General features: G+C 57.8%; 20 protein-coding genes. 9 read left to right on the top strand and 11 right to left on the bottom strand.

The features are described 5' to 3' along the window. Nucleotides 1-511 precede the first annotated feature (511 nt). Nucleotides 512-3,628 (top strand): PSD1 and planctomycete cytochrome C domain-containing protein, encoded by a 3,117-nt coding sequence (locus tag HDF16_RS20200; RefSeq protein ID WP_184220996.1) that lies wholly within the window; start codon nt 512-514, stop codon nt 3,626-3,628. 30 nt (nt 3,629-3,658) lie between these two features. Continuing rightward, on the top strand, nt 3,659-5,053 hold the full coding sequence (locus tag HDF16_RS20195; protein WP_184220994.1) for a DUF1501 domain-containing protein: 1,395 nt from the start codon (nt 3,659-3,661) through the stop codon (nt 5,051-5,053). A 161-nt stretch (nt 5,054-5,214) separates the two neighbouring features. On the opposite strand, the gene arsB is transcribed toward HDF16_RS20195, so the two are convergent. Continuing rightward, nucleotides 5,215-6,333, bottom strand: a complete 1,119-nt coding sequence (gene arsB / locus HDF16_RS20190) for an ACR3 family arsenite efflux transporter (protein ID WP_184220992.1) — start codon at nt 6,331-6,333, stop codon at nt 5,215-5,217. Next, a complete protein-coding gene (locus HDF16_RS20185) occupies nt 6,333-6,743 on the bottom strand; it encodes an ArsR/SmtB family transcription factor (RefSeq protein ID WP_184220990.1) in 411 nt (136 codons plus the stop codon). The genes arsB and HDF16_RS20185 overlap by 1 nt, the downstream gene beginning before the upstream one ends. Before the next feature lie 71 nt (nt 6,744-6,814). Between HDF16_RS20185 and arsM the strand changes: the two genes are divergently transcribed. Both arsM and HDF16_RS20175 read left to right on the top strand, forming a co-directional pair. Next, nucleotides 6,815-7,711 (top strand): arsenite methyltransferase, encoded by an 897-nt coding sequence (arsM, locus tag HDF16_RS20180; RefSeq protein ID WP_184220988.1) that lies wholly within the window; start codon nt 6,815-6,817, stop codon nt 7,709-7,711. Nucleotides 7,712-7,725: 14 nt separating this feature from the next. Beyond that, nucleotides 7,726-8,136: an arsenate reductase ArsC gene (locus HDF16_RS20175; RefSeq protein ID WP_184220986.1), complete on the top strand. Its 411-nt coding sequence runs from the start codon at nt 7,726-7,728 to the stop codon at nt 8,134-8,136. 193 nt (nt 8,137-8,329) lie between these two features. On the opposite strand, the gene HDF16_RS20170 is transcribed toward HDF16_RS20175, so the two are convergent. After that, nucleotides 8,330-9,211 carry a transporter gene (locus HDF16_RS20170; protein WP_184220984.1) on the bottom strand — a complete coding sequence of 294 codons (882 nt, stop codon included), beginning with the start codon at nt 9,209-9,211 and terminating at the stop codon, nt 8,330-8,332. A gap of 98 nt (nt 9,212-9,309) precedes the next feature. On the opposite strand from HDF16_RS20170, the gene HDF16_RS20165 reads away from it, so the two are divergent. Continuing rightward, nucleotides 9,310-9,654 carry a PadR family transcriptional regulator gene (locus HDF16_RS20165; RefSeq protein ID WP_184220982.1) on the top strand — a complete coding sequence of 115 codons (345 nt, stop codon included), beginning with the start codon at nt 9,310-9,312 and terminating at the stop codon, nt 9,652-9,654. 56 nt (nt 9,655-9,710) lie between these two features. On the opposite strand, the gene HDF16_RS20160 is transcribed toward HDF16_RS20165, so the two are convergent. Further along, entirely contained in the window at nt 9,711-10,280 is a 570-nt protein-coding gene (locus tag HDF16_RS20160; protein ID WP_184220980.1) for a c-type cytochrome, read from the bottom strand. Nucleotides 10,281-10,675: 395 nt separating this feature from the next. Between HDF16_RS20160 and HDF16_RS20155 the strand changes: the two genes are divergently transcribed. After that, nucleotides 10,676-11,503 carry a class I SAM-dependent methyltransferase gene (locus HDF16_RS20155; RefSeq protein ID WP_221312963.1) on the top strand — a complete coding sequence of 276 codons (828 nt, stop codon included), beginning with the start codon at nt 10,676-10,678 and terminating at the stop codon, nt 11,501-11,503. A 198-nt stretch (nt 11,504-11,701) separates the two neighbouring features. Here HDF16_RS20155 and HDF16_RS20150 read toward each other — a convergent pair whose 3' ends face one another. The 4 genes from HDF16_RS20150 to HDF16_RS20135 all read right to left on the bottom strand — a co-directional run bounded on the left by HDF16_RS20150 (nt 11,702) and on the right by HDF16_RS20135 (nt 16,596). Next, complete coding sequence (locus HDF16_RS20150) at nt 11,702-13,414, bottom strand: hypothetical protein (RefSeq protein WP_184220976.1); 1,713 nt, start codon at nt 13,412-13,414, stop codon at nt 11,702-11,704. Continuing rightward, nucleotides 13,411-14,472, bottom strand: coding sequence for a c-type cytochrome (locus tag HDF16_RS20145; protein ID WP_246409542.1), 1,062 nt, complete (start codon nt 14,470-14,472; stop codon nt 13,411-13,413). Before HDF16_RS20145 ends, HDF16_RS20150 begins: the two co-directional genes overlap by 4 nt. Nucleotides 14,473-14,816: 344 nt before the next feature. Then, nucleotides 14,817-15,380 carry a YceI family protein gene (locus tag HDF16_RS20140; protein ID WP_184220972.1) on the bottom strand — a complete coding sequence of 188 codons (564 nt, stop codon included), beginning with the start codon at nt 15,378-15,380 and terminating at the stop codon, nt 14,817-14,819. 55 nt (nt 15,381-15,435) lie between these two features. Further along, nucleotides 15,436-16,596, bottom strand: a complete 1,161-nt coding sequence (locus tag HDF16_RS20135; RefSeq protein ID WP_184220970.1) for an NAD(P)/FAD-dependent oxidoreductase — start codon at nt 16,594-16,596, stop codon at nt 15,436-15,438. Between the two features lie 134 nt (nt 16,597-16,730). On the opposite strand from HDF16_RS20135, the gene HDF16_RS20130 reads away from it, so the two are divergent. Continuing rightward, the gene (locus tag HDF16_RS20130) at nt 16,731-17,510 is read left to right on the top strand and encodes a hypothetical protein (protein WP_184220967.1); all 780 of its coding nucleotides are present in this window, start codon (nt 16,731-16,733) and stop codon (nt 17,508-17,510) included. A gap of 48 nt (nt 17,511-17,558) precedes the next feature. Here the strand turns inward: HDF16_RS20130 and HDF16_RS20125 are convergent, their stop codons facing one another. The 3 genes from HDF16_RS20125 to HDF16_RS20115 are packed head-to-tail and all read right to left on the bottom strand — an operon-like array spanning nt 17,559 to nt 19,952. Next, the gene (locus HDF16_RS20125; RefSeq protein ID WP_184220965.1) at nt 17,559-18,200 is read right to left on the bottom strand and encodes a DUF2306 domain-containing protein; all 642 of its coding nucleotides are present in this window, start codon (nt 18,198-18,200) and stop codon (nt 17,559-17,561) included. Beyond that, nucleotides 18,200-18,913, bottom strand: coding sequence for a methyltransferase domain-containing protein (locus tag HDF16_RS20120; RefSeq protein ID WP_184220964.1), 714 nt, complete (start codon nt 18,911-18,913; stop codon nt 18,200-18,202). The genes HDF16_RS20125 and HDF16_RS20120 overlap by 1 nt, the downstream gene beginning before the upstream one ends. Then, nucleotides 18,903-19,952, bottom strand: a complete 1,050-nt coding sequence (locus HDF16_RS20115; RefSeq protein ID WP_184220962.1) for a type III polyketide synthase — start codon at nt 19,950-19,952, stop codon at nt 18,903-18,905. The genes HDF16_RS20120 and HDF16_RS20115 overlap by 11 nt, the downstream gene beginning before the upstream one ends. Nucleotides 19,953-20,255: 303 nt before the next feature. On the opposite strand from HDF16_RS20115, the gene HDF16_RS20110 reads away from it, so the two are divergent. Next, the gene (locus HDF16_RS20110; RefSeq protein ID WP_184220960.1) at nt 20,256-20,933 is read left to right on the top strand and encodes a winged helix-turn-helix domain-containing protein; all 678 of its coding nucleotides are present in this window, start codon (nt 20,256-20,258) and stop codon (nt 20,931-20,933) included. Then, the gene (locus HDF16_RS20105; protein WP_184220958.1) at nt 20,914-22,389 is read left to right on the top strand and encodes an ATP-binding protein; all 1,476 of its coding nucleotides are present in this window, start codon (nt 20,914-20,916) and stop codon (nt 22,387-22,389) included. Before HDF16_RS20110 ends, HDF16_RS20105 begins: the two co-directional genes overlap by 20 nt. Nucleotides 22,390-22,438: the final 49 nt, after the last annotated feature.

The following is a 22,438-nucleotide window of genomic DNA, read 5'->3' as shown; positions in this document are numbered from 1 at the left end:
GGAGATACATGGATTGGGTAGCACGAAACATCAAGAGAGTTTCCTACGAGAGATTATCGGGTAACTTTTCGAAGACTAGAGCGGATGACGCAGTATGTCAACAAAGCTTCCTGATAATTTTTATTTTCTCAAGTCACTTAGTCGTCACAATGCTTTGTTTTGCCCGCATCTTCATTGCAACTCGGCAGAGTTGAGATCGCTTATAGTCGCGGGTGTGCCGCTTGACACCATCTGGTTGCTATGGCTAAATCAGCATAGTCATGGAAAAGCAAGTCCAACCTGCCGCAGTCAAGCCCAGCATCGTGAACCTGGCTCCCCGCCGGTCGCATGCTCGCCGGTATTGTTGTTGACTCTCTTCCATCTTGCTCCCTGAACGCTATCCCTTCCTAAGCCGGTATACGGCCTGAACTTGATCTGCGCCCATTCGTTCCTTGAACGACTGCGTCCGCACCTCGTGAGCTCAGTGGGGTAGTTCTGCACAGACCGCCGCACTCACTTGAAGGGTCCCTGAATGAATCTCCTCTTTCGACACACCAGGCCACTGCGCCTCGTGCTGCCTGCTGTAGCGCTCCTGCTCGCATATACCTCGCGAAGCGGCGGTGGTCCAACGGTAGCTGCTGCCTCGGAAGCTCCGGCGCTTAATCCCGCGCAGGCCGAGTTTTTTGAGAAGAGCGTGCGTCCTGTGCTCTCGAACAACTGCTATACATGCCATGCCGCGAACACAAAGTCGGCGGGAGCTCTTCGCGTCGACGACCTGCAGGCACTCCTGAAGGGCGGAAGGTCCGGCCCCGCGATCGTCCCCGGCGATCCGCAAAACAGCCTGCTCCTTCAGCGTCTTCTCACCGATGACGAGAAGCATCGCATGCCCAAGGGCGACGATCCGCTGCAGAAGTCTGACATCGACAACCTCACGACATGGATCAAGGCAGGCGCCTACTGGCCCGCGTCGACGGACTCCGCTGAGCCGGGCAAAAATGCCAAGCCTGTCGACGATTCAAAGGCCGCCGATTCGAAGCCCAAGGTAAAGCTCGTCGCGAAGTTCAACCCCGATCCTCCGAAAGCCCAGCTCGCTTACTTCGAGAAGAACGTCAAGCCGATCCTTGCGAGCCACTGCTATGCCTGCCACGCCGCAGACACCAAACCCGCAGGCCGCCTTCGCCTTGATACGACAATCGGCATTGAGACGGGCGGCAACTCCGGCAGCTCGGTCTTACCCGGCGATCCCGACAAGAGCCTCATCCTTGTCCGCGTGTTGCAGACCGACAAGAAGCACCGCATGCCTAAAGACAGCGATCCGCTCACCGCAGATGAGATTGCGAAGATCACCACGTGGATCAAGAACGGCGCAGCGCTGCCGGATGAGACGGAGAAGCTGCCGCCACTCTCGGCCAAGTTGGAGCGCACCTATACGAAGTTGAAGGCGGAACACTGGGCGTTCAAGCCACTATCGAACCCCACTGTCCCTAACGTCAAAGACACAAAATGGCCAGCGCAGAACAAGCGCGGCACAGCCTCTGGCGATATCGATCGCTTCCTTCTTGCTGGTCTTGAGACCAAGGATCTTGCTCCTGTTCCGGACGCTGATCCCGTCACACTGCTGCGCCGCGTCACCTACGATCTCACCGGCCTGCCCGCCACTCCCGAGGAGGTCAAAGCCTTCCGCAAGGACCACTCAGAGAAGGCATACGAGGAGCTCGTCGACCACCTGCTGGCGTCGCAGCAGTACGGAGAACGCTGGGGCCGCCACTGGCTCGATGTCGCGCGATACGCCGAATCCACGGGCCCTTCGCGCAACATTCCCTATCCCCATGCGTGGCGCTACCGCGACTACGTGATCGACTCGGTCAACAAAGATGTGCCCTATGACCGCTTCCTGAAGGAGCAGATCGCCGGTGACCTTCTGCCCGAAGGTAGTCCCGCCGATCGCGATCGCCTGCTCATCGCCACCGGCTTTCTCGCTATCGGGGTGAAGGACGTAAACCAGCGCTTTGAAGCGCGCTTCCTGATGGACAACGTGGACGACCAGATCGATACAGTTACGCGTTCCACCATGGCGCTGACGGTCTCCTGCGCCCGGTGCCACGATCACAAGTTCGACCCCATCCCGGCGACTGATTACTACGCTCTCGCAGGCATCTTTACCAGTACCGACGACGCCGCGGGAGTCAACAGCTTGATGGGAGGCGCGGGCCTCGCGTACTACAACGCGAAGGACCTTCTACTGCTTTCGAGCGCTACAACTGCCCCTTCCGCGCAAGAGGATAAGGTCGCGAAACTTAAGGCTGATATTGCCTCCACAAAGAAGCAACTGGATGCGATCCAAGGCACGCCCGACGGCCTCGTGCTTGGACCGGACAAGAAGCCGAAGCAACTAACCCTCGGCCTCAAAATGCTCGAGCTTCGCAAGGAGTTGCTCGACCTCACTGACCCCGGCACAAGAGGCTACGGCATTCACGGTGCCCGGGAGGGCGACATCGCCGACACCAGCGTTCGCGTTCGCGGCGTGGAGGAACGTCACGGACCCACCGTCCCGCGTGGCTTCCTCACTGCCTTCCAGGTACCCGGCGCCAACCCCGTGAACCCGAAGCAAAGTGGGCGCCTCGAACTTGCCGATTGGATCGCAAGCCCACAAAACCCGCTCACCGCGCGCGTCGCTGTAAACCACATCTGGCAGCATCTCTTCGGCCAGGGCATCGTTTCTACCGTCGATAACTTCGGCATCAAGGGCGATGTTCCCTCGAACCCGCAACTGCTCGACTACCTGGCGGCGGAGTATATCCGCGAAGGTTGGTCGACGAAACGCATGATTCGCAACATCGTGTTGACCCACGCGTACAGGCTCGGTTCGACTTACCCCGAACGCTACAAAGACATCGACCCGGCGAACTATCTCATCTGGCGTCACTCGCCGCGCCGGCTTGAAGCGGAAGAGGTTCGCGACTCTGTGCTCGCCTCTTCAGGCAGGCTGCAACTGCTCCCCCCCGGCGCACCTCTGCCGCAATCACCAGCAGCAAAGCTGAAGATGATTGAGCTTGCGGACAACGGCAAGGAGCTACAGGAGATCAACGCAGGCGCGGACAACAGCAATGACCGCAGCGTCTACCTGCCCGCGCTTCGTGGCATTACACCACGTGCGCTGGCAGCCTTCGATCCCGTATCGCAGACGCTGGTCACAGGCCAACGCGATACCACGATCGTTCCCACGCAGGCGCTCTTCCTGCTCAACTCCAGCTTTGTGCGGGTGCAATCGCAGAACCTCGCACAGAAGCTTCTAGCAGACTCGAGCAAGGCAGATCGACAGATCGAAGAAGCGTACCTGCGCGTACTTGACCGGGAGCCCAGCAAGCAGGAGATCGTCCGGGACAGGCAGTTCCTTGCGGAGTATGCGCAGACCTATAGCAAGTTGCCCACGGACGTGCCCGCGCCACCGGTCGAAGTAAAGACGTCCGTAGTCAAAAAGGAAGATGACAAGGATAAAGAAGTCGTCATCGATCCCGCCTGCCAGGTCGACCAGACCAACGTCGTCCCTGTCGATCCCGTCATCACGTATAGGTCGCCGCAGGAGGCCGCCCTTGCCGGGTTGGTGCAGACCCTCTATGCCTCGGCTGAGTTCCAGTTCCTTCGCTAACTAACCCCGACTCATCTGGAGAGACTCATCATGTCGAAGAATCCGTTTCCCATCTACACGCCACCTGTCTCGCGTCGTTCGCTTCTACGCTCCGCCGGCGCGGGCTTCGGCTACGTCGCGCTTGCCGGTCTTCTTGGTCAGTCGACGCCCCAGGCCTTCGCGGCCACAGCCGATCCGAGGAGCCCGCTCGCTCCTAAGCAGCCGAACTTCAAGCCTCGCGCCAAGCGCGTCATCTTCCTCTACATGGAAGGCGCGATGTCCTCACTCGATACCTTCGAGTACAAGGCCGACCTGCAGAACAACGATAAGAAGTCATCCCCCGGTGGTGGTCTGCTAAACGCCTCGAAGTTCAAGTTCAAACAATACGGAAAAAGTGGTCAATGGTTCTCTGAACTCATGCCCAACATCGCCACGCATGCCGATGAACTCTGCTTCCTGCGTGGTCTGCACACCGACACTCCCGCGCACCCGCAAGCAGTCGTCCAACTGCACACCGGTAGCGCCAACGCCGCGCTCACTCGCCCCAGCATGGGCTCGTGGCTTATCTACGGCCTGGGCAGCGAGAACCAGGACCTCCCCGGCTACATCGTCATCAACCCCACGCCGAACTTCGGCGGTGCGGCCAATTACGGCAGCGCCTTTCTTCCCGCTTACTATCAGGGCACAGGCATCAGCGACGAAGGCTTCATGCCGAACGTAAAGGCCGCCAATCCCCACGCGCTGGAGATCGAACAGCTCGATCTGATTCAGAGGCGCAACCACGATCTCGCCGCCATCAACGGCGCTCCGGAGGCAGTCGAGGGTGTCATCAAGTCCTACGAGCTCGGCTTCAAGATGCAGGGCAACGTACCCGATCTGCTCGACATTACGAAGGAGCCGCAACATGTGCTCGATGCCTATGGCGTGAAGCCTGGCCCCGATGGCTCTTTCGCTCGTCAGTGCCTTACAGCGCGGCGCTTGAGCGAAGCCGGTGTGCGCTTCGTAGAGATTCGTCAGCCCGGATGGGACCACCACACCAACCTGCACAAGGGCATGATCAAGCAGACGGGCATGATCGACAAGCCGACCGCCGCGCTTCTACAGGACCTTGGCGACCGCGGCCTGCTCGACGACACGCTTGTCATCTTCGGCTCGGAGTTCGGCCGCCAGCCAGCTGCGCAGCTCAATGACGATGGCCGCGATCACAACATCACCGGTTACTCCATGTTCCTCGCGGGAGCAGGCGTGAAGAAGGGCTTCAACTATGGTTCCACCGATGAACTCGGCATCAACGCCGTCGATGGGCGCATGCACATGAACGATCTCCACGCCACACTGCTCGCGATCATGGGTATCGACCACGAGAAGCTTACCTACCGCTACGCCGGTCGTGACTTCCGCCTCACCGACGTCGCAGGCATCGTGCAGAAGGACATCTTCGCTTGAGGAGCGATGCGGGGTGAACCGAGGTTCCGCCGGAGGTAAGTGTATCGAGTTGTCCTATTGACGTGCTCTGAGCGGCGAACTAAGTCGATCGATGAAGAATAATCTGCGACGCGAAACAGCGGGACCTATAGCCTGGGGAGTAGCTGTTTCGCTTCGCATCATCATGCTCGTTCGACCGGGGCCGCTTTAGAGTCCTTCATCGCCAATCCGAAATATCGATTCCGTATCCAGAGAGAGACGTTGACCAAACCGATCAGCGCAGGCACTTCGATCAGTGGACCGACAACGCCCACGAAGGCATCTCCGGAGTTCAGACCGAATACAGCCACGGCTACTGCAATCGCTAATTCGAAGTTGTTGCCCGCAGCCGTGAACGAGAGCGTCGCGGCTTGAGCGTAGTTCGCTCCTAAGCGCTTGCCCATCCAGAAGCTCACGAGAAACATGATGAGGAAATAGAGGATCAAAGGAATCGCGATCTTCACCACGTCAAATGGTAGCCGGACGATCAAGCCGCCCTTCAACGAGAACATTACGAGGATGGTGAAGAGAAGAGCGACGAGTGTAAGCGGGCTGATGCGCGGGATGAAGGATGTGCGGTACCACTCCTCTCCCTTGAGGCGGATAAGGAAGAATCGTGTGAAAAAACCAGCGACGAACGGCACTCCGAGATAGAGACCGACGCTCTCGGCGATCTGGCCGACGCCGATCGGAACGACGCTTCCCTCCAGCCCAAACCACTTCGGCATAACTGTCAGGAACGCCCAGGCGTAAAGACTGTAGAAGACCACCTGGAAGACACTGTTGATGGCAACGAGACCGGCGACATAGTCCGTGTCGCCTTCCGCCAGTTCGTTCCATACCAGCACCATCGCGATACAACGGGCTATGCCGATAAGGATCAGTCCCCGCATGTAGGCTGGTTCGTCGCGCAGGAAGACGATTGCAAGAAGGAACATCAGGAGAGGGCCGATGATCCAGTTCTGCACGAGAGACAGGCCGAGGACACGGGTGTTGCGGAAGACCTCGCCCAGCTTATCGTAGCGAACCTTTGCCAGCGGTGGGAACATCATGACGATGAGTCCAAGCGCAATTGGGATGTTCGTCGTGCCCGTCTGAAAGCGATTGACGAAGCTAGCTGAAGACGGAACGAAGTGACCGATGGCGACGCCGATGGCCATCGCAAGGAAGATCCACAGCGTCAGGAAGCGATCGACAAAGGAGAGCTTGTTGCGGGCAGCGGGGACGCAGATCTGTCCTTGGGTAATAGGAGCTGCGGACATTAGCAAGCCTCGCAGGATGCTTCTTGAACTCTTGCCGGTACCGGAGCGCCGTTGAGCGATGCGTACTTCGACGGAGCGCAACAGGCCTTCGTGAGAAGCGCTCGGTCCGTCTGCATTGCCTTCTCGTCCTTCAGCCAGCCTAGAGTTTGTTTGAGGATCTGTGCCGCCCCAATGTGGGGAGGCATCACTATCCGATAGTGCATCCACTTTCCTTCGCGCCGCGCCGCAACGATCCCTGCACTTCGGAGGTACGCCAGGTGCCTTGAGATTTTGGGCTGCGGTCCTCCGAGGATCTCCACGAAATAGCAGACACAAACTTCCTGTTCGCCCATCAGGTTTAGGAGGCGTAACCGCGTGTTGTCCCCAAGAGCCTGAAAGAATCTCTCGACATCGAATGTTCGTTTTGCCATGCCTAATGTATACGCCTTGACGGATACGATGGCAAGACATATAGTCGCCTAAGCAGATGTGTGGAGGCGATATGTCAAAGCAGCTCCTGGAGTCGGTAAAGTTGAAGTACGGAGCAGTGGCGGGAAGCACTTTATCGAATGACCACGCTGGAGTGCAGGCGGTCGCGGAAGCCTTCGGCTATAGTGCGGCCGAGCTCACCTCGATTCCCGCCGAGGCCAATATGGGTCTTTCATGCGGAAATCCCACAGCTACCGCGCATCTCAGGCCGGGAGAAGTCGTGGTCGATCTTGGCTCTGGCGGTGGGCTCGACGTGTTTCTTGCAGCCAGTATGGTCGGTCCGACGGGTCGCTCGATCGGAATCGACATGACACCATCGATGATCGAACGTTCTCGCGCAAATGCGGTCTCTGGCGGCTACACCAACGTGGAGTTTTATCAGTCAACGATCGATCAGATTCCGTTGCCCGATTCCTCAGTCGATTGCATCATCAGCAACTGCGTTATCAATCTCGCGCCGGACAAGGCAGCCGTCTTTCGCGAAATCGCTCGTGTGCTTAAGCCGGGCGGCCGTGTAGCGATCAGTGACATCGCTCTCAAAGCCGAGTTGCCAGAGGCAATCGCGAAGAGCATGGCCGCCTATGTGGGCTGCATCGCGGGCGCGATTTTGATTGAGGAATATCGCAACGGCCTCGCGCAGGCCGGGCTCGAGCACATTCAGATTGTCGATAGCGGTGCCGATCTGAACGCCTATGCCAAGGTCGAGAACCAGTCCGGGTGCTGCTCTCCCGCTATGGAAACAGACCATCCAACAGCCGCTGCTTGCTGCGCGTCTTCATCGCCGACTCTGCATGAGGAACTGAAAGACATCCTCACAAAGTACGACGTCAATCAGGGTGCAGCCAGCGTCAAGATTTATGCCTTGAAGCCGGCTGCGGGGAGCTGCTGCGCCCCTGGTTGCTGCGCCTAGGCCGAGGAGGAACGATGCTCAGAGTAATCTTCGCTTGCGTTCACAACGCAGGTCGCTCTCAAATGGCCGCAGCGTTCTTCAACCAATTGGCCGACCCGCAACGAGCGGAGGCCATCTCGGCAGGAACTGAGCCGGGCCTTCGCGTTCATTCAGAAGTCCTCGAAGTGATGCACGAAGCCGGGCTTGACCTGAGCGCGGCGAAGCCTCAAAAGCTCACCGAAGAACTGGCCCGTGATGCCCAACTTCTCATCACGATGGGTTGCGGAGATAAGTGCCCTTACGTTCCAGGGCTGCGTCGTGATGATTGGCCTCTGCGAGACCCCAAAGGGCTACCGCTGGAGGAAGTTAAATTGATCCGAGGCGAGATCCGTGATCGCGTGCGCGCGCTATTGATCGAGGAATCACTTCTCTCGCTATCGCAATAACCTCTTTAGGGTCGCAGGAAGGGCCATGCCTCCATATTGATTTAATCGCACCCTCTAACACCGCAGACCCTGTTTCGCGTGGCGACGCGGACGAAGTCATGAACCAGTAGAACTCTAGGAGCGCGCTGAATCTCATCCCGGGTACTAACGTCCAGAAACGTCGCAGCCTAATTTCCATAGTTCCTCTTTGATCTCAGTGCGGCTGGCCCGACCGCATCGGGTCGGCGCTCTCCTGCTTGTCAGAGCCTTTATCTTTGCCCCAGGTCTTATACAGCCCGAGGTAGGCGTAGTTCTCCGTCTGCCCCGCAATAGAGTGCCCGTAGGCGAACAGTAGCTGCAGGCCCGGCTGCTTGAAGTGGTAGTAACCACCTGCATCAATCAGCGTCGACGCCTGCGTCTGCGCGGCTGCAGAACCTTCACCCGCGTGAGAGAAAACCTCGGTTGATAGTTCCAGCTTCGTGCTCAGAGTTCGCTTAACCAGATATCCGCCGTATAGGTAGTTCTTGTATTGGGTCTGTGGAACAACGGCGTATCCCACACCGCCTACAAGGCTCCACGGGCCAAACTCCTTCTCAACCCAAATCGGTAGCTTGTACCAAACCCTACCGACGCCAAGCCCTTTGGAATAGCTGCCAGTCGGTATCTCGAACATGGTGAACGAGCCAATCTGCGGGCGATGCTTGGTCTGTTTGATAAAGCCGTACTTCACCCCCAACTCCATATCCTGCACGCCAAAAGCGCTCGGACCGATGCCCCCGGGCGCATAGACGGGTTTGTTTGATGGAATCACCTCTCCGAGCGGCAGAATCACATGCAGTTGGATATTGGGTATCGCGCCCCAGTTGAACTCGAATCCTGGGCTGACCGTATCTATCTCGACTGGCGTTGCGTCGGCTGTCCCGAAGACATAGGCCTCGTAGTGTCCAAGGTCCACGGGCGTTGGATCGTCCGTCTGGAACGGAGGGCCCGCTTGGGCCCAGGCCTTGGAGCTGAATGATGTAATCAGCAGGAGCACCGCCCAGCCCAGGAGTATGGTGTTGGCCTTCGATGACACCTTATTCCAGGCATAAATCACGGACAGCCTCGACGATAGACTCAGGACACCCGCGAATCTTAGATCGAACTTCGATATAAGGCAATGAAGATGAACGTTCCTGACGGTATATTCATGATTTGCTCAAGCATCAACGGGAACTCTTTGCTGGTCTGATTCGAATCCACGTCCTCGTTCATGCGTCTCACAAGGACATCTTCGGCCTTGCGATGATGGAAGAGCTTCGACACCACGGATATCGCATCGGCCCGGGCACACTCTATTCGCTGCTGCATGGAATGGAACGCGCTGGCCTTCTACGGTCCAGGTTGAGGATGGTTCAGCGGCGCAAACGCCGTACGTACCGACTGACTGCTGTCGGAAGGAAAGCTCTCGAAAGTGCGAAGGCCAAGGTTGATGAGCTGCACCATGAACTTCACGAAGTCCAGCCGAGACAGATCACGAAGCTATTAGAGCCGCTCTGATCCTGGCTAGCTGCGACAGAGTAACTCCGCCACTGCTTTTGTCACTCGCTTGAAAACTACTGAGCGGTGAGTTGGGTCTGCGCTTCCGCCGGGAGAGGTTTATTCGCGGTCGAAAGCAGGAATGAAACCTGCCACATCTCCTGTTCGGAAAGCAGAGCGGAGTAAGCGGGCATTCCCGTCAGTCGAATGCCGTTCTTGACCTTCCAGTAGGTCTCGCCGACAGGATCATCGCTCACCCCAACCACGTCGTTGCGATGTGTCTGCCAGAGCTGTGGGACGCTTGGATACATGTGCTTTCCGATCGCAGAGGGCTTCTGCGGAAGCCCATGACAAAAGGCACACTCCCTCTTGTAGACCGCTGCTCCAGCAATCAGATCCTGTGGCGTGCTCGCATCCGGGTGACTCACCGGCATCTCATGATCGATGCGCTTGGCTAACGGGGTGTGGACGATCGCCGCTTCCATCGGGAAAGCAGGATCGGTAACAGACACAGGGGGCTTGCCGAAATCTAGATACGCTAGGGCCAAAATCGGAACGACGGTGATGCCCGCCACAAAACAGAGAACCGATACCGCACCGGTGGCAAAGTTGCGAGGCGTAGGTTTCGCGTTCTTACTATCTTCCATAGAGTGCTACCTCCTGCCAAGGCCACGAAGAGATGGATTGCATATTACTGTTCAGAACAGATCGTACAAGCTCAGTTGATGCGAGTGTCTGTTCCGAATAAAAGACTAAGACAATTAAGATGCAGCGCTCCACAATACAAAATGACGTTTCGGTCATATAACTGTTCGACTCGTTGGAGTCGCATCAGAGTTGAGATGAACGGTGCGGTCCTAGCCGAGGCTTCTTATCAAACATGACAGTAAAGTCATGTTCCACGCTGCGTTAAGCTATGCCTACGGTCGTATCCTTGAACTTACTCATGAGAGATCTTGGTGAACCTGAGGTTGAAGCGGATGTTTGGTCCGACTGGCTTCTCCACGGCAGACACGGGCGCGATCTAGACTACGAGCCGATCATGCTCGCTGCGGTTGCGAAGATTCGGGACCGAGTACTCGACGGTGCCAAATTGATCTCAGGTATGACGCTGCTCGATGTGGGTGCCGGTGATGGGCTACTTTCATTCGAAGCGCTGCGGCGAGTAGAGCAGCCCTTTTCTGTGATCCTGTCAGACGTCTCTGCTCCTCTCTTGAAACGTGCCGAACACCTCGCCACCGACCTTGGGCTTCGCGCCCACTGCTCGTTCATTCAGACCCCGGCGCAGACGCTTGCGGCCATCGCAGACGAATCCGTCGATGTAGTCACCTCGCGTGCCATGCTGGCCTACGTGGAGGACAAGCCTTCAGCTATCCGCAGCTTCCTCCGTGTCCTCAAGCCGGGCGGAAGGTTGTCTCTCGGCGAGCCAATCCATCAGGACGCGGCTGTTCAACTAACCGCGCTGACAAGAGTGTTGCGATCTGAGCCTGAAAATTCTAAAACTCCTTACCTCTCGCTCCTTCAGCGCTGGAGGGGGCTGCAGATGCCATCGACCTCTGCCGAGATTCGCTCGAATCCCTTAACCAACTTCTCCGAGCGGGACCTCGTTCAACTCTTCCGTGATGCTGGCTTCGCGAACGTCCATATGGAGCTCCACATGGACGTCAAATCAGGGCCGGCGATGCCATGGAGCACCTTCATCGAGATAGCTCCGCAGCCTGGAGTTCCCTGCCTCCGCGAGATCTTCGAGCACCACTTCACCGCGGCAGAGGTTGCCCTTCTGGAAAGCGGCATGCGGGCAGATGTGGAGAGCGGGCGACTGACCGGCCAAAACACCAACGTGTATCTGACCGCTGAGAAACTGTGCTGAACCTCAGAGTGAAATGCGTAACCTGGCCACATCGCGCGTCAATCTCAGGAGGTTTCAGTAGAGTCTCTTCATCACCCAAGTTCCAGAGCGTTAATGTCAGGTGCCCTGGTCAGCGAAGTCTTATCGTCTATATACATGTTCTATTCCACAAACCAAATGAGTCCAACCCAAGGGGGGAGGAGCAGACGCCAGCCTTAGCTAGCGAGTTACTTCAGCCTTGGCCAAAACGATTGCACTTGTTTGAGCGGCGGCCTCGAAATACTTCACCATGCGCTGCGGCTCGCTGGCCTGGTAGGAGGCTAGATTGTGTGCCCACCGATATCCGATGGGTTGATACCAGAGTTCGGCCAGAATGGTAAGTCTCCCCGTTCCGCCCCCGGTGGGCACAACATACCGAACGCGGCTTCCGCGTTCCGTGAATCCGGGGTCCCCCAACGCCTCACCCACAACCTTAATATCCTCGCTAGCCGTGGCCTTATCGAAGCCTGCGGGGAGCAGGCGATTGTCCTTCGCATACCGCGCGGCGCTGAGGATTCCCGTCGTCACCTTACCTTGCGCATCGGCAAGAATCGGTTCATAGATCTCTACCTGGTCAGGTCTCGTGATCTCACGGTAGTGTGGTTCAAACGTTGTCGCGTCTTCATCGTTTGCGTTTCCCACGATCGATCCGTCATCCCGAAGCTTTCCCGACTCGAAGATAACTCTTCCGGACTCATCCTTCACCAGCAGATGCAGCCATGCCCTTCGAGAAGGAAACGCGGTCGGCAGCTTGTGTCCGGAGAGATTTTGCGCCAGAACTTCGATTGCGATTGTGCCCGACTTAGAATCGACGCTTTGGATCGTCACCTTAGCCGACTGCGTCTGCAGAAATTCTTTTGTCCTCTCTTTGGCGGCAGTCAACTCCTCGGGTAGAGCCTCCACGGCGAGATCTTCGCGATGGTCGCTCAACATCCCGGCTATCACAAAGTTGGCACCCACGAATACATGCCGCCTCGCGCCCTCCCTAAGCGGACCATAGAGAGCGGTCACTGGTGTCTGCCCCTTGACCTCCGGCATATGGCATTGCTGACAGGTCTGCTTCTTTTCGAAGTCGCTGTGCTGCCACTCCTGATAAGGCATCTGCTCCGGAAACCGTGGGAGCTTCTCGCCACTGGCTACAATCGGGTTGGTATACAGCGTATGGCAGCTTCCGCAAAGCGCGGAGTCGCGTATGTGGTCGCTATGAACTGGCAAATACCCGGCAGTCGACGAATGCATGAGTGTCTGGTGTCCGTGGTCTGGATCATAAGGCCCATACTCTGGTCGCTCATCCTCGCGCACTGCCTCGGACACGACTACGTTTCCGTTGAATGTTGCGTCGGTACCCAGCCCCTTACTCTCAATCTGGTGGCAGACAGAGCACGTCACCCCATCCTGCGCGAGACGCTGCAATGGCTTCGTCTTGTCGTTGATTGATTGAAAAGGGAAGCGAGCGAACACGTCCGTATCGCGCTTCGCGTCTCGGTCCTGCAAACGAACGCCCACCATATGGCAGAACGAACACTCGTTCTCAATATGCTGCTTCGCCTCCGGATGGTCGATCGTCTCTCGGCGTATGCTGCCTTGCCAGTAAGGGTCGCGAGACGAGTTGGCCATCAGGCTCGCTCTCCAGTCGAAGCCAATAGAGTATTTCTCACCCGCGCTGGTTGTCATGCCGACATGGCAGGCAATGCAGCGATCGGAGGTTCGAAAGGCTGTCGGAACGCCTTTTTTGTAGGCGACCCGAGGCCGCTCCTGGGTGGGTGTCTCCTGATGTGCGGCGACCTGAGAGGAGATCGACGGCGTCGCGGGCGCGGGCACCTGATCCTGCATCAACAGCGGCCCGAAAAAAGCCATACTCACCGACACCAACGCACTCGCAACGATCCTCATCGCCAACCATCCCAGAAGTGACCTTCGGCCCAATCCCACAAAACGTAAAACTCAACCTGTGGCGCTCGACCGCTTACATCCGTAAATGGTTTGCGATACCCAGCCGCGGCTCGGATGTGCTGCCGCCGGCTCACGGTGACCTGCATCTCGGGCAGGACATCCCATTGCGTGCTGGCGCCGGTCATATAGTCCCTCTTCGCGACGAACTCGATCATCGGAGAGTAAAGCCGCCCCAGGCCGTGATCCGGCGCGAACGATCCTCCGAATGCCGACCTGAAGAACAAGCTTCGCGGGGAGATGCTGCTGTCTACTGGAAGGTCTGCGCCCAGTTCGAACTGCGCGAAGGTGCGATTGGTGATCAATTGGTCGTAAGCCGCAAACGGCTCAAATTGCGTCGTCCCGGCACCGAAGCCCCGATGGCTGTCCCCGGTTGGCAAGAGGATTCCGCCCTGCAAGCTCAAGATGGAACCCGCACGCTCGCTTGAAAATATCTCGCGCTTCATCCCGATCGTGATGTCACCGACGCCGCTCGTCCAGTCGCCGTTGATCCGTGCGTAGTTTACGGGCACGTCCACTTCCAGCTGATTCTTTCCAGCGAAGGTCTGCTCGTGAATGACATCCGTCGTCCACGACCCCGGTCCACTCACATTCGCGGCAGTCGAAATCACCAACTCATCTTCTGGAAACGCCTTCTCTGTCACAATTGCACGCGGCAGGTTCAGCACTCCCAATGGAAAATGCTTGTCGTTCTTGCAAAACGTGCGCAGGTAGGCGATGACATCGTCAACCTGTTCATCGGTCAGAAGGTCTCCAAACGCAGGCATGATCTGCGAAAAGCCCAGGCCCCTGCCGCCGTGCAGGATAACGGCCTTGTAGGCGGAATCGGGCTCGGGCGTCGTCTGGTCACAGCGGCTCATATCGGGCCAGGTGTCGGGACGCGTAAACACGGTCGAACTCTCGGGAGCTCCCTTACCATCCGCCCCATGGCACGCGATGCAGCCGTTGTTCCATACGGTTTTGCCGTTCTTTAGATTCGGGTGCGCCGGGCTCACGGTCATCCTCTGGCCGGACGCACTTGCCAGAGTGCCCGCAAGCAAAAGGACCTCGCACAATCCTATGAAAAACAGCGCTGCATATCGGGGCATCTTCCTCGGTCTTTGCGCCAAAGCTGCATGTCCTTCTTTCAGCACGATCAATCCCTTCCACGAACACGCCGGATGCTTCTTCAGATGCAGTCAGGAGGCTAGTCGACTTCCTGAAAGCTCAGCGTTCAAGATGACATTTCATTCAGAATGAAGGCGTCCCGCAAATTCGATGACACTGGAGAACAGATGAGCAGAGCACGCCAAAGGTAGTTCCAGCGTAAATGGGCGATCTCAAAGTTTCACCGAGTGGCAGTCATCTACTTCGAGATCTGACCGCTTAGCGACAGACTAATTGCGACATCATTCTCGGCCTTCCAGAAGAGAAAGCTGGGATTCTTGAGGCCCCACTGCACATAGGGAATGACGAACTGCGCTTTTACGGTCGCCTTCGAACCGTCAATGTGGATCTGCATCGGAATCGTTATATCGTGTCCGGTGCCGAGCAGCGTGAAGACGCCGCTTGCCTGGATGGTCGAATCGCCCGACGGTGCAATCGTTCCCATATAAGTCTTCGGAGCAAACGAGACGGTTGTGTACTCGTCAACCTTCAGAATGTCATTGTTCATCTTCTTATCGCGGCTGCCGTTTCCCGTTTTACCGCTGCCTGCCGCGACGACAATGTTGCCCGATATCTTTGAGGTGCTGCGGTCAAAATCAATCGCTCCCGACTGGAGGTGAAATGTGCCATTCACAAGCTCGTGGGTTGTCTTCAGCGCCATCTTTACCTCGCTCGCATCGGGACTAACAACGAACGTCTCATGCTGGGCGAGTGCCGCGGGAACAAGGAAGACGGCAAGTGCCAGGGCGGCGAAGGTTTTCATTGCATCTCTCCTTGGGAATGTTGACGAGCGCGAGTGGCTTGGGACTGTCTCCAATTCAGCCGGCGACTGCCTGTGGCGCAATGGCGGCAGGCTGGGTCACCCGGGTGAGCCTTGCCGTGACGCGCATCGCTCCGGGCCAGACCCTCAAGCAGAACGGCAATACTGCGCGGGCAACGGGGTTGTTCAAGCCATTGGCGGCGATCTCGGCAAGGTGCATCTGCGGCAGCATGGCAGAGCGCAGCTTCGGCTGGAAGACGGGTGCAGGTTCCCCGGCAAGATAGGCAGCCGCGCCCCGGCGTGCAGTATGCAGGGCGATAGATATTCCGTCGCCGGTGAACGAGGGGATCACCGCCGCCTGATCGCCAATACAGTAGAGGCCATCTTCGGTATCGCGACGCAGGTAGCCGTAGGGGATATGAGTGATGGTGATTGGTTTGTCGAGCATCGGCATGGCACCATCAAGCCTCATCGCGAGGTGCGGACAGTCTTGCTGCATCTTCGCAAGCAGGCCCTCCCATCGAAGACCGGCTCGCGCAAAGTACCGCCGCTGCACCACGCAGCAGAAGTTCGCAATGCCGTCTTCCACCGGTTGGATACCTCCGTATCCTCCGGCATAGAGCGTCAACTCCGAGGCGTCCGCCAGATCAGCGGTTTGAGCGGCAGACAGCCGGTAGTACATCTTGAAGGCGACCCATTGATCAGGATCCTTCGGGCGACTGTGGCCGCGGAGATCGTGCTTTCCCGTGGAGAGAAATGCAGTTGGAGCTTCATAGGTGCTCCCATCCGCGAGCGTCGCCTGCCAGAGCGCGTTGGCTGTGCGGCAGAGAGACTGAACACTGCGCCCAAGCTCTACGCGTACTCCCGCTGCGACGGCTGCGGCGATGAGCGCCGTATCAAGCGCCTTGCGCGTGAGCGAAGCCGCAGGGAAGGGAAGCGGAGCCTCCGCGGCGTGCCTGGATGCTGCGAGGCGAACGTGATTGAGCGGCACGGCGCCAAGCGAGGCCACGTCGATACCTAGTGCATGCAGGTCTTCTAGGGCCTCGCCGCTGAGGAACTCCCCGCAGACCTTATGGCGCGGCGTGAGCTCGCGTTCGATCAGCGTGACGCTTTGTCCCTTTCGAGCGAGCGCGATGGAGGCTGCACAGCCCGCCACTCCGCCACCAACGACCAGAACTTCATCTTGCAAGGCGTTCTCTCCGAGTCTCTGGAAATTCAATCAGCTTATAGCGGACCCATCTCTAGTAGACGTCCACGAAACCGTTCGGCACATCATTCTGTACAAATCGTCATCTTCGACTCTGGAGGCGGCAGGCCCGATGGAGCGTCTAAGGGGATAGTACGAGGTATTTGATGAGTCGAAACCACTCGCTGCTGTCGGCTTTCTTTGCGATCGCGTTGAACACCGCAGCTCTGGCTGAACCGATTTCAGTAAGACACATCCAAAGGCCAATGCACAGGTTCATGGTGGCCCGCTCCGAGGATGGAAAGACCATTGCCAGTGGAGAGTTTTTGCAGTCCGTGCAGGGCGATGAAGTGACGATGCGCATGACTTATAAGTTTGTGGATGGCTCAATCGACGATGAGACGACCACGTACAGGCAGCAGAGAACATTTCGGTTAGTGCGCAACCACCACATACAGAAAGGGCCGTTCTTCACAAAGCCCATCGACTTTTCGGTAGAAGCCGCCACCGGCATAGCGACCAGCCGCATATCCGACAGTGAAGGCAACATACACGTCGAGAGCAAGCACATGGACCTGCCGCCCGATCTGGCCAATGGCTTCGTCGGGACATTGCTGTTGAATGTGCCGCACGATACGGCACCGTTTCGGGCGGGGATGCTGGCACCAGTCGGCGGGGGGCGCTTGGTTCAACTCCTGATCTCACCCGAGAGCGAGCAGACGGTTGTGCTCGAAGGGCGAAGCCTCAAGGCGACCGTCTTCCGCATTCACCCGGAGCTGGGTGGCGTCGTCAGATTCATTGCGCGGCTGCTCCGCCTTGAGCCGAAAGATGTGAGGGTGTGGGTATTGGAGGGTGAGGAGCCTGCGGTGGCGGTGATCGTCGGACAGCTCGGAGGCTACGGGCCGGTGGTCAGCTCGGACCTCGTCGGAACCAGCTTCGTGAAATAGGTGTTTTGCAAGCCCACATCGTATGTCTTTATACCCACTGGCCGACAATCAGTTCCGCCGTGTAGTCAGCTCCCGCCAGTTGAGGCCGAGATCGACGATCAGCAGTGAGGCAAGCGTGAAGGCAATCACGCCCACCGCAGATAAGACATCGCCCAGGTGGCTCCAGTAACGCGGCCACAGGTTGAGAACGCGGCTGGAGACGAAGGTGAAAGTTACTGCATAGGAGCGTGACATCCATTGGCGATGTTGTGTGATCTGACGATTACGCGCGGTGATGACGGCTGCTGTCGTGCAAACCATCCACGCTGCGGCCTGCATGGAAGTTCCCGGAAGCCCCGGACGTCCGGCTGCAAGAGCGATCCCCGTAAAGGAACCGACAAACACCGAGACCACGTAGACGCGGCCCAGAATGCGATGGAGTTGGAGATGACGCTGCCGAATCCGCGAGGAGAAGTTGATGGGCCCTATCAAGAGAGCAAGGGTTCCGGCGAGCGTATGCGGGATGAGCAGGTGCCGATCAGCAATGACCTGCAGGCGGTAGGCGTGGTACATCGGATAGTCGGTGACTAGCAGGAGCTCCGAGGTAACGAAGACGAAGACTACGGTCAGACCAAGCGATACCCAGAGGAGAGTCTTGTATCTGGAAGCAGAGACGGAGGTGGGGGCCAACTCAGCGGAAGTTACCGGCATCACTTCCACCGCCCTACGCACAACCGTCCCGGTCGCCACTTCTCCACCGTCACCGACGCTTGCGGCACCTCAGCCGCAGCCAGCAGCCTGACCCAATCTTCCTCGCGGAAGGCCCGCCGGAACGACACAGGTCCATCATGCCGCACAAGCCAGTGCCACCTTACCCACCCAAACATCCGGCTACTCCGCTTCGACCGCTCCAGATCGTTGACGAACCACCCCACCTGCACAGTCGCTTCCATCCACCCCAGCAGGGCGACGATCTCGTCGTTCTCCAGATGATGTGCCATCAGCGAACTAATCACGATGTCCACCGGCTTCTCCGGCCGATACAACATCGCATCGCCGGTGACCCACGTAATACCGAGCTCCTTCGGTGTAGACTCTGCCGCTGCACGTGCGGCAAAAGGATTCAAGTCGATCCCCGTGAGCTGCACCGCGATACCCCGCCTCCGCGCCCAGCCCGCAATCTGCCGCAGCATATCCCCACCGCCACAGCCCACATCGACGATGTGTACAGGATCGCTCGATGTGGGCACCACTTGATCCAGCCAAGCCAGCGTTGGTCGATAGCCCAGGAGCCAGCGGTTGACGGTCTCCAGACTGCGCAGGCAGTCGCGGAAGTCCTCGTAACTCACGTTGCCATCCATCAACTCCGGCAAGTCACGCGGAGAGACACGTTGGCTGAAGTCGATCTGTGCACTAGACCACATGGAATCGCATCGTCTCCGCTGTAAGTCCCGGCCCAAACGACATCGCACATCCGCGTTGCCCCGGTCGCGCATCCTGCATGATCCGTTGCAACACAAACATTATGGTCGCCGACGACATGTTGCCGAAGCGCGACAGCACCTCGCGAGACGCCGCTAACGCATCAGGGGGTAGCTCCAGGGCGCTCTCTACTGCATCCAGGACCGATCTCCCGCCGGGATGCACCGCCCACAGGTCAATGTCGTCACGCTCAGCCATCAGTTCGCCCCCGTGTAACGCGCGACCCAGCTCCGCTGGCACCTGTCCGGAGAGCAGCATGTCGAAACCTAACCCGCCAATCTTCCACGTAATCAGCCCCCGCGTATCCGGCACCATTACTGCCTTGAAGCTGTCCAGCGCGAGGCCCTGTGCGCGCGCGGAAATCAGACTCGCCGCCGCGCCATCGGCAAAGACCAGGAACGAGAGTACCTGCTCCAGCTCCTGTGTCTCCTGGAAGTGCAGCGTACAAAGCTCAAGATTCAACATAAGCACGCCCGCATCCGGCTCCGATCGCACAATGTGGCGCGCCAGCTTCAGCGCATTGATGGCGGCATAACATCCCATAAATCCGATCACCGTGCGTTCAACGCCGGGCGAAAGCCCAAGATGTTCAACGATCTCGAAGTCCAGGCCTGGAGCATAGAGACCCGTGCAGCAGGTGACAAGTACGTGCGTAATACCAGCGCGTTCCGCCTCGTTCAGCTCCAGCCGGTCCACAGCCTTCCGCATCAAAACCGGAGCGCTCTGTTCAAACAGTCCCATACGCCGCGCCGTGTTGGGAAAGCTGCCCAATCGATAAAACTCATGCGCGTCGTTGGGCGCACCTTGGTGGGGGTCGAGAAACGAATAGCGATGCGCGATGCCGGAGCGGCTCGCCATGCGGCGAAAGACCATGCGCAGGCGCGGGTCAAGAAGCATCTGCTCCGCGAACAGGACGAACGGGTCATGCACATCCTGCTCCGGTACGGCTGTTGCAATGCGGTTCAGGTAAGCCGTAGTCAAGCGGAAGAGGCCCTCACCCCAAATATAGGGCTTACTTGTTGCGTTTGTCCTTGAGGAACCGGGACTATGAAAAGGCGACGATCTGGATACAACCAGGCACTTGAGAGAGCCGGCTCCGAATTATCAATACAACAGCTACTCGATGAGACGAGACCTGTACTCTTTTGATAGCACTTCGCAGGGACGGGTCATGATGACGATTTGTTCATGGGTGCGGAGGTCCGAGATTCGCTGGGTGGAAGATGACAGAAACGTCATCCAGCAGCTTTCAGTCGAATGTTTGACCAGGCAATAGGATGGAGTATGCGCCTTCTGCTGGTCGAAGATGAGATAGAAATTCAGAACTTCGTCAGGCAATCCTTGATGGATGCAGGGTACGAAGTGGATACCGCCCGGGACGCAGCGACAGCGTCTCAGTTGGCGGCCAAACACGCGTACCATGGCCTCATCGTGGATCTCGGTCTCCCCGACCAGGATGGCATCGATCTCATCCTGCAATTGCGACGTTCGGGGATGAGTAGTCCCGTTCTCATCCTTTCAGCCCGACGTTCGGTCGATGACCGCGTCAGAGGGCTTGAACTCGGGGGAGACGATTACCTGACAAAGCCGTTTGCCGTTGCGGAGCTGCTCGCCAGGATGCGGAATCTTTTGCGCCGCAATTCGATGCAGGGTGAAGACGCCACGCGCCTCCGTGTCTGCGACCTGGAATTGGATGTGCTCAAACGCAGGGCGACGAGGGCTGGCGAGGTGCTGAACCTTAGCCCGCAGGAGTTCGGTCTGCTCGAGTATCTCTGTCGCCACGCCGGCAGAGTAGTAACGAGGTCCATGTTGCTGGCTGAGGTTTGGGGTATTCGCATCCAACCTGATACGAACGTGGTCGATGTCCACATCTACCGTCTTCGCGGCAAGATCGACACCGAGGGGCGGGAGCCGCTTATTAAGACGTTGCGAGGTATCGGATATGTTCTCAAAGCCAGCTAACCCGATCCTGCGAAGTGCCGCATGGCGAATCTCCCTTTGGGCCACCCTTGCCTTCGCCATCGGGACCATGCTCGTCTTTGCCATGCTCCACCGATTTGTTGCCAATGACATCCAGCGGAGGAGCGATGCGTGGTTATCCGGTGAAGTCGAGGTTTTGAGCGATGTAGCCGAACGGACACCGAAGAATACGCTCTACAGCCGCGTGGTCGGAGAGATCGCGGAGCTAGCCAGCAGGGAAGTTCCGAACAGGCAGCGAGCGAGCACAGACGGGAATGAGGATGACTCGGTGTTCTTCCTGCAGGCGTCCGACCAGGGCAACGCGCAGCTCTGGGTGGGTTCAGGAGACGGAGCAGCCACACTCTCCGCGATTCGCTCGACCAATGCCCTGCAGGACACCCCTTTCGATGTACAGGTAAAGGGAATTGGCGTCCCGTTTCGCGTCGCCTCCGTTCGCATCCCTGACGGAAGCAGTATCTATCTCGGATTGTCCGAACGCGATGAACTCCACGTCCTGCACAATCTGCGGATAAGATTTCTTACCCTTTGGCTGGCAATTGTTCTTCTGGGCTTCGTCATTGTGTTTTATGCGACGCGCAGGATGCTTGGCCATGTCCGAGAGATCACTGAAGCGGCTTCGCGTATCGGGCAATCCGATCTCAGTAGCCGAGTCCCGAATACTGAGAGCAACGATGAGATCGGACACCTTGCGCGCACTCTCAATCACATGCTCGACCGCATCGAAAACTCCGTTCACCAGCTACATACGATCACGGACTCCCTCGCACATGACCTCAGAAGTCCCCTCACCGCAATTCGTGGCAAGTTGGAGACGGTGCTATCGGATGACATGCGAGTGGATCACGCTGAACCAATCGTCTCAGCAATCGACGAACTGGATCGCCTGACGGAGTTCCTGAACACATCGCTCGACGTGGCGGAAGCGAACGCAGATGCTCTCCGGCTAAACCGGAAAGAAGTGGATCTCGACGAAGTTGTTAGAAGCATGATCGACCTCTACGAACCTTCCATGAGCGACAAAGGCCTTGCGGTACACATTCGCAGCGCCGGCGCAGTTAGGGTACTTGCAGATCCCTCGCTTCTTCATCGCGTAATTGCCAATCTGCTCGACAACGAATTGAAGCATCTACCTGCTTCTTGTACTGTTTCGCTGTCGCTTCAAACGGCAAACGAGATGGGCGTTCTGACCGTCGAAGATAACGGTCCTGGCTTCGATGAGGAGATTCGTCATCAGCTCTTCGAGCGAAGAATCAAGGGACGCACATCGCGCGGGCATGGACTCGGACTTGCCTTTGTTGAGGCGGTCGTTCGGGTTCATGGGGGAACGGTCAAAGCGGCAAATCGTGCTTTGGGCGGGGCTCAGCTAACGCTCGCGCTTCCCCTGTGTCAGGCTCAGAATGAAGAGAGTAAGCACGCTCTCGCGCTGACGAATGGGTAGCGCTCTGACGGGAGGGAACAATAAGGCTGCTCTCATGCTGAGCCATGAC

Source organism: Granulicella aggregans, assembly GCF_014203275.1.
Taxonomy (GTDB): domain Bacteria; phylum Acidobacteriota; class Terriglobia; order Terriglobales; family Acidobacteriaceae; genus Edaphobacter.
The sequence above is the reverse complement of the archived record's forward strand: the minus strand, read 5'-3'. Positions and strand labels throughout refer to the sequence as shown.

Bases quoted from the DNA above. Each gene is read 5' to 3' on its own strand.
- HDF16_RS20200 (WP_184220996.1), top strand. From the start codon at position 512: ATGAATCTCCTCTTTCGACACACCAGGCCACTGCGCCTCGTGCTGCCT.
- HDF16_RS20195 (WP_184220994.1), top strand. From the start codon at position 3,659: ATGTCGAAGAATCCGTTTCCCATCTACACGCCACCTGTCTCGCGTCGT.
- arsB (WP_184220992.1), bottom strand. From the start codon at position 6,333: ATGTCCGCAGCTCCTATTACCCAAGGACAGATCTGCGTCCCCGCTGCC.
- HDF16_RS20185 (WP_184220990.1), bottom strand. From the start codon at position 6,743: ATGGCAAAACGAACATTCGATGTCGAGAGATTCTTTCAGGCTCTTGGG.
- arsM (WP_184220988.1), top strand. From the start codon at position 6,815: ATGTCAAAGCAGCTCCTGGAGTCGGTAAAGTTGAAGTACGGAGCAGTG.
- HDF16_RS20175 (WP_184220986.1), top strand. From the start codon at position 7,726: ATGCTCAGAGTAATCTTCGCTTGCGTTCACAACGCAGGTCGCTCTCAA.
- HDF16_RS20160 (WP_184220980.1), bottom strand. From the start codon at position 10,280: ATGGAAGATAGTAAGAACGCGAAACCTACGCCTCGCAACTTTGCCACC.
- HDF16_RS20155 (WP_221312963.1), top strand. From the start codon at position 10,676: ATGCTCGCTGCGGTTGCGAAGATTCGGGACCGAGTACTCGACGGTGCC.
- HDF16_RS20150 (WP_184220976.1), bottom strand. From the start codon at position 13,414: ATGAGGATCGTTGCGAGTGCGTTGGTGTCGGTGAGTATGGCTTTTTTC.
- HDF16_RS20145 (WP_246409542.1), bottom strand. From the start codon at position 14,472: ATGACCGTGAGCCCGGCGCACCCGAATCTAAAGAACGGCAAAACCGTA.
- HDF16_RS20140 (WP_184220972.1), bottom strand. From the start codon at position 15,380: ATGAAAACCTTCGCCGCCCTGGCACTTGCCGTCTTCCTTGTTCCCGCG.
- HDF16_RS20130 (WP_184220967.1), top strand. From the start codon at position 16,731: ATGAGTCGAAACCACTCGCTGCTGTCGGCTTTCTTTGCGATCGCGTTG.
- HDF16_RS20125 (WP_184220965.1), bottom strand. From the start codon at position 18,200: ATGCCGGTAACTTCCGCTGAGTTGGCCCCCACCTCCGTCTCTGCTTCC.
- HDF16_RS20120 (WP_184220964.1), bottom strand. From the start codon at position 18,913: ATGTGGTCTAGTGCACAGATCGACTTCAGCCAACGTGTCTCTCCGCGT.
- HDF16_RS20110 (WP_184220960.1), top strand. From the start codon at position 20,256: ATGCGCCTTCTGCTGGTCGAAGATGAGATAGAAATTCAGAACTTCGTC.
- HDF16_RS20105 (WP_184220958.1), top strand. From the start codon at position 20,914: ATGTTCTCAAAGCCAGCTAACCCGATCCTGCGAAGTGCCGCATGGCGA.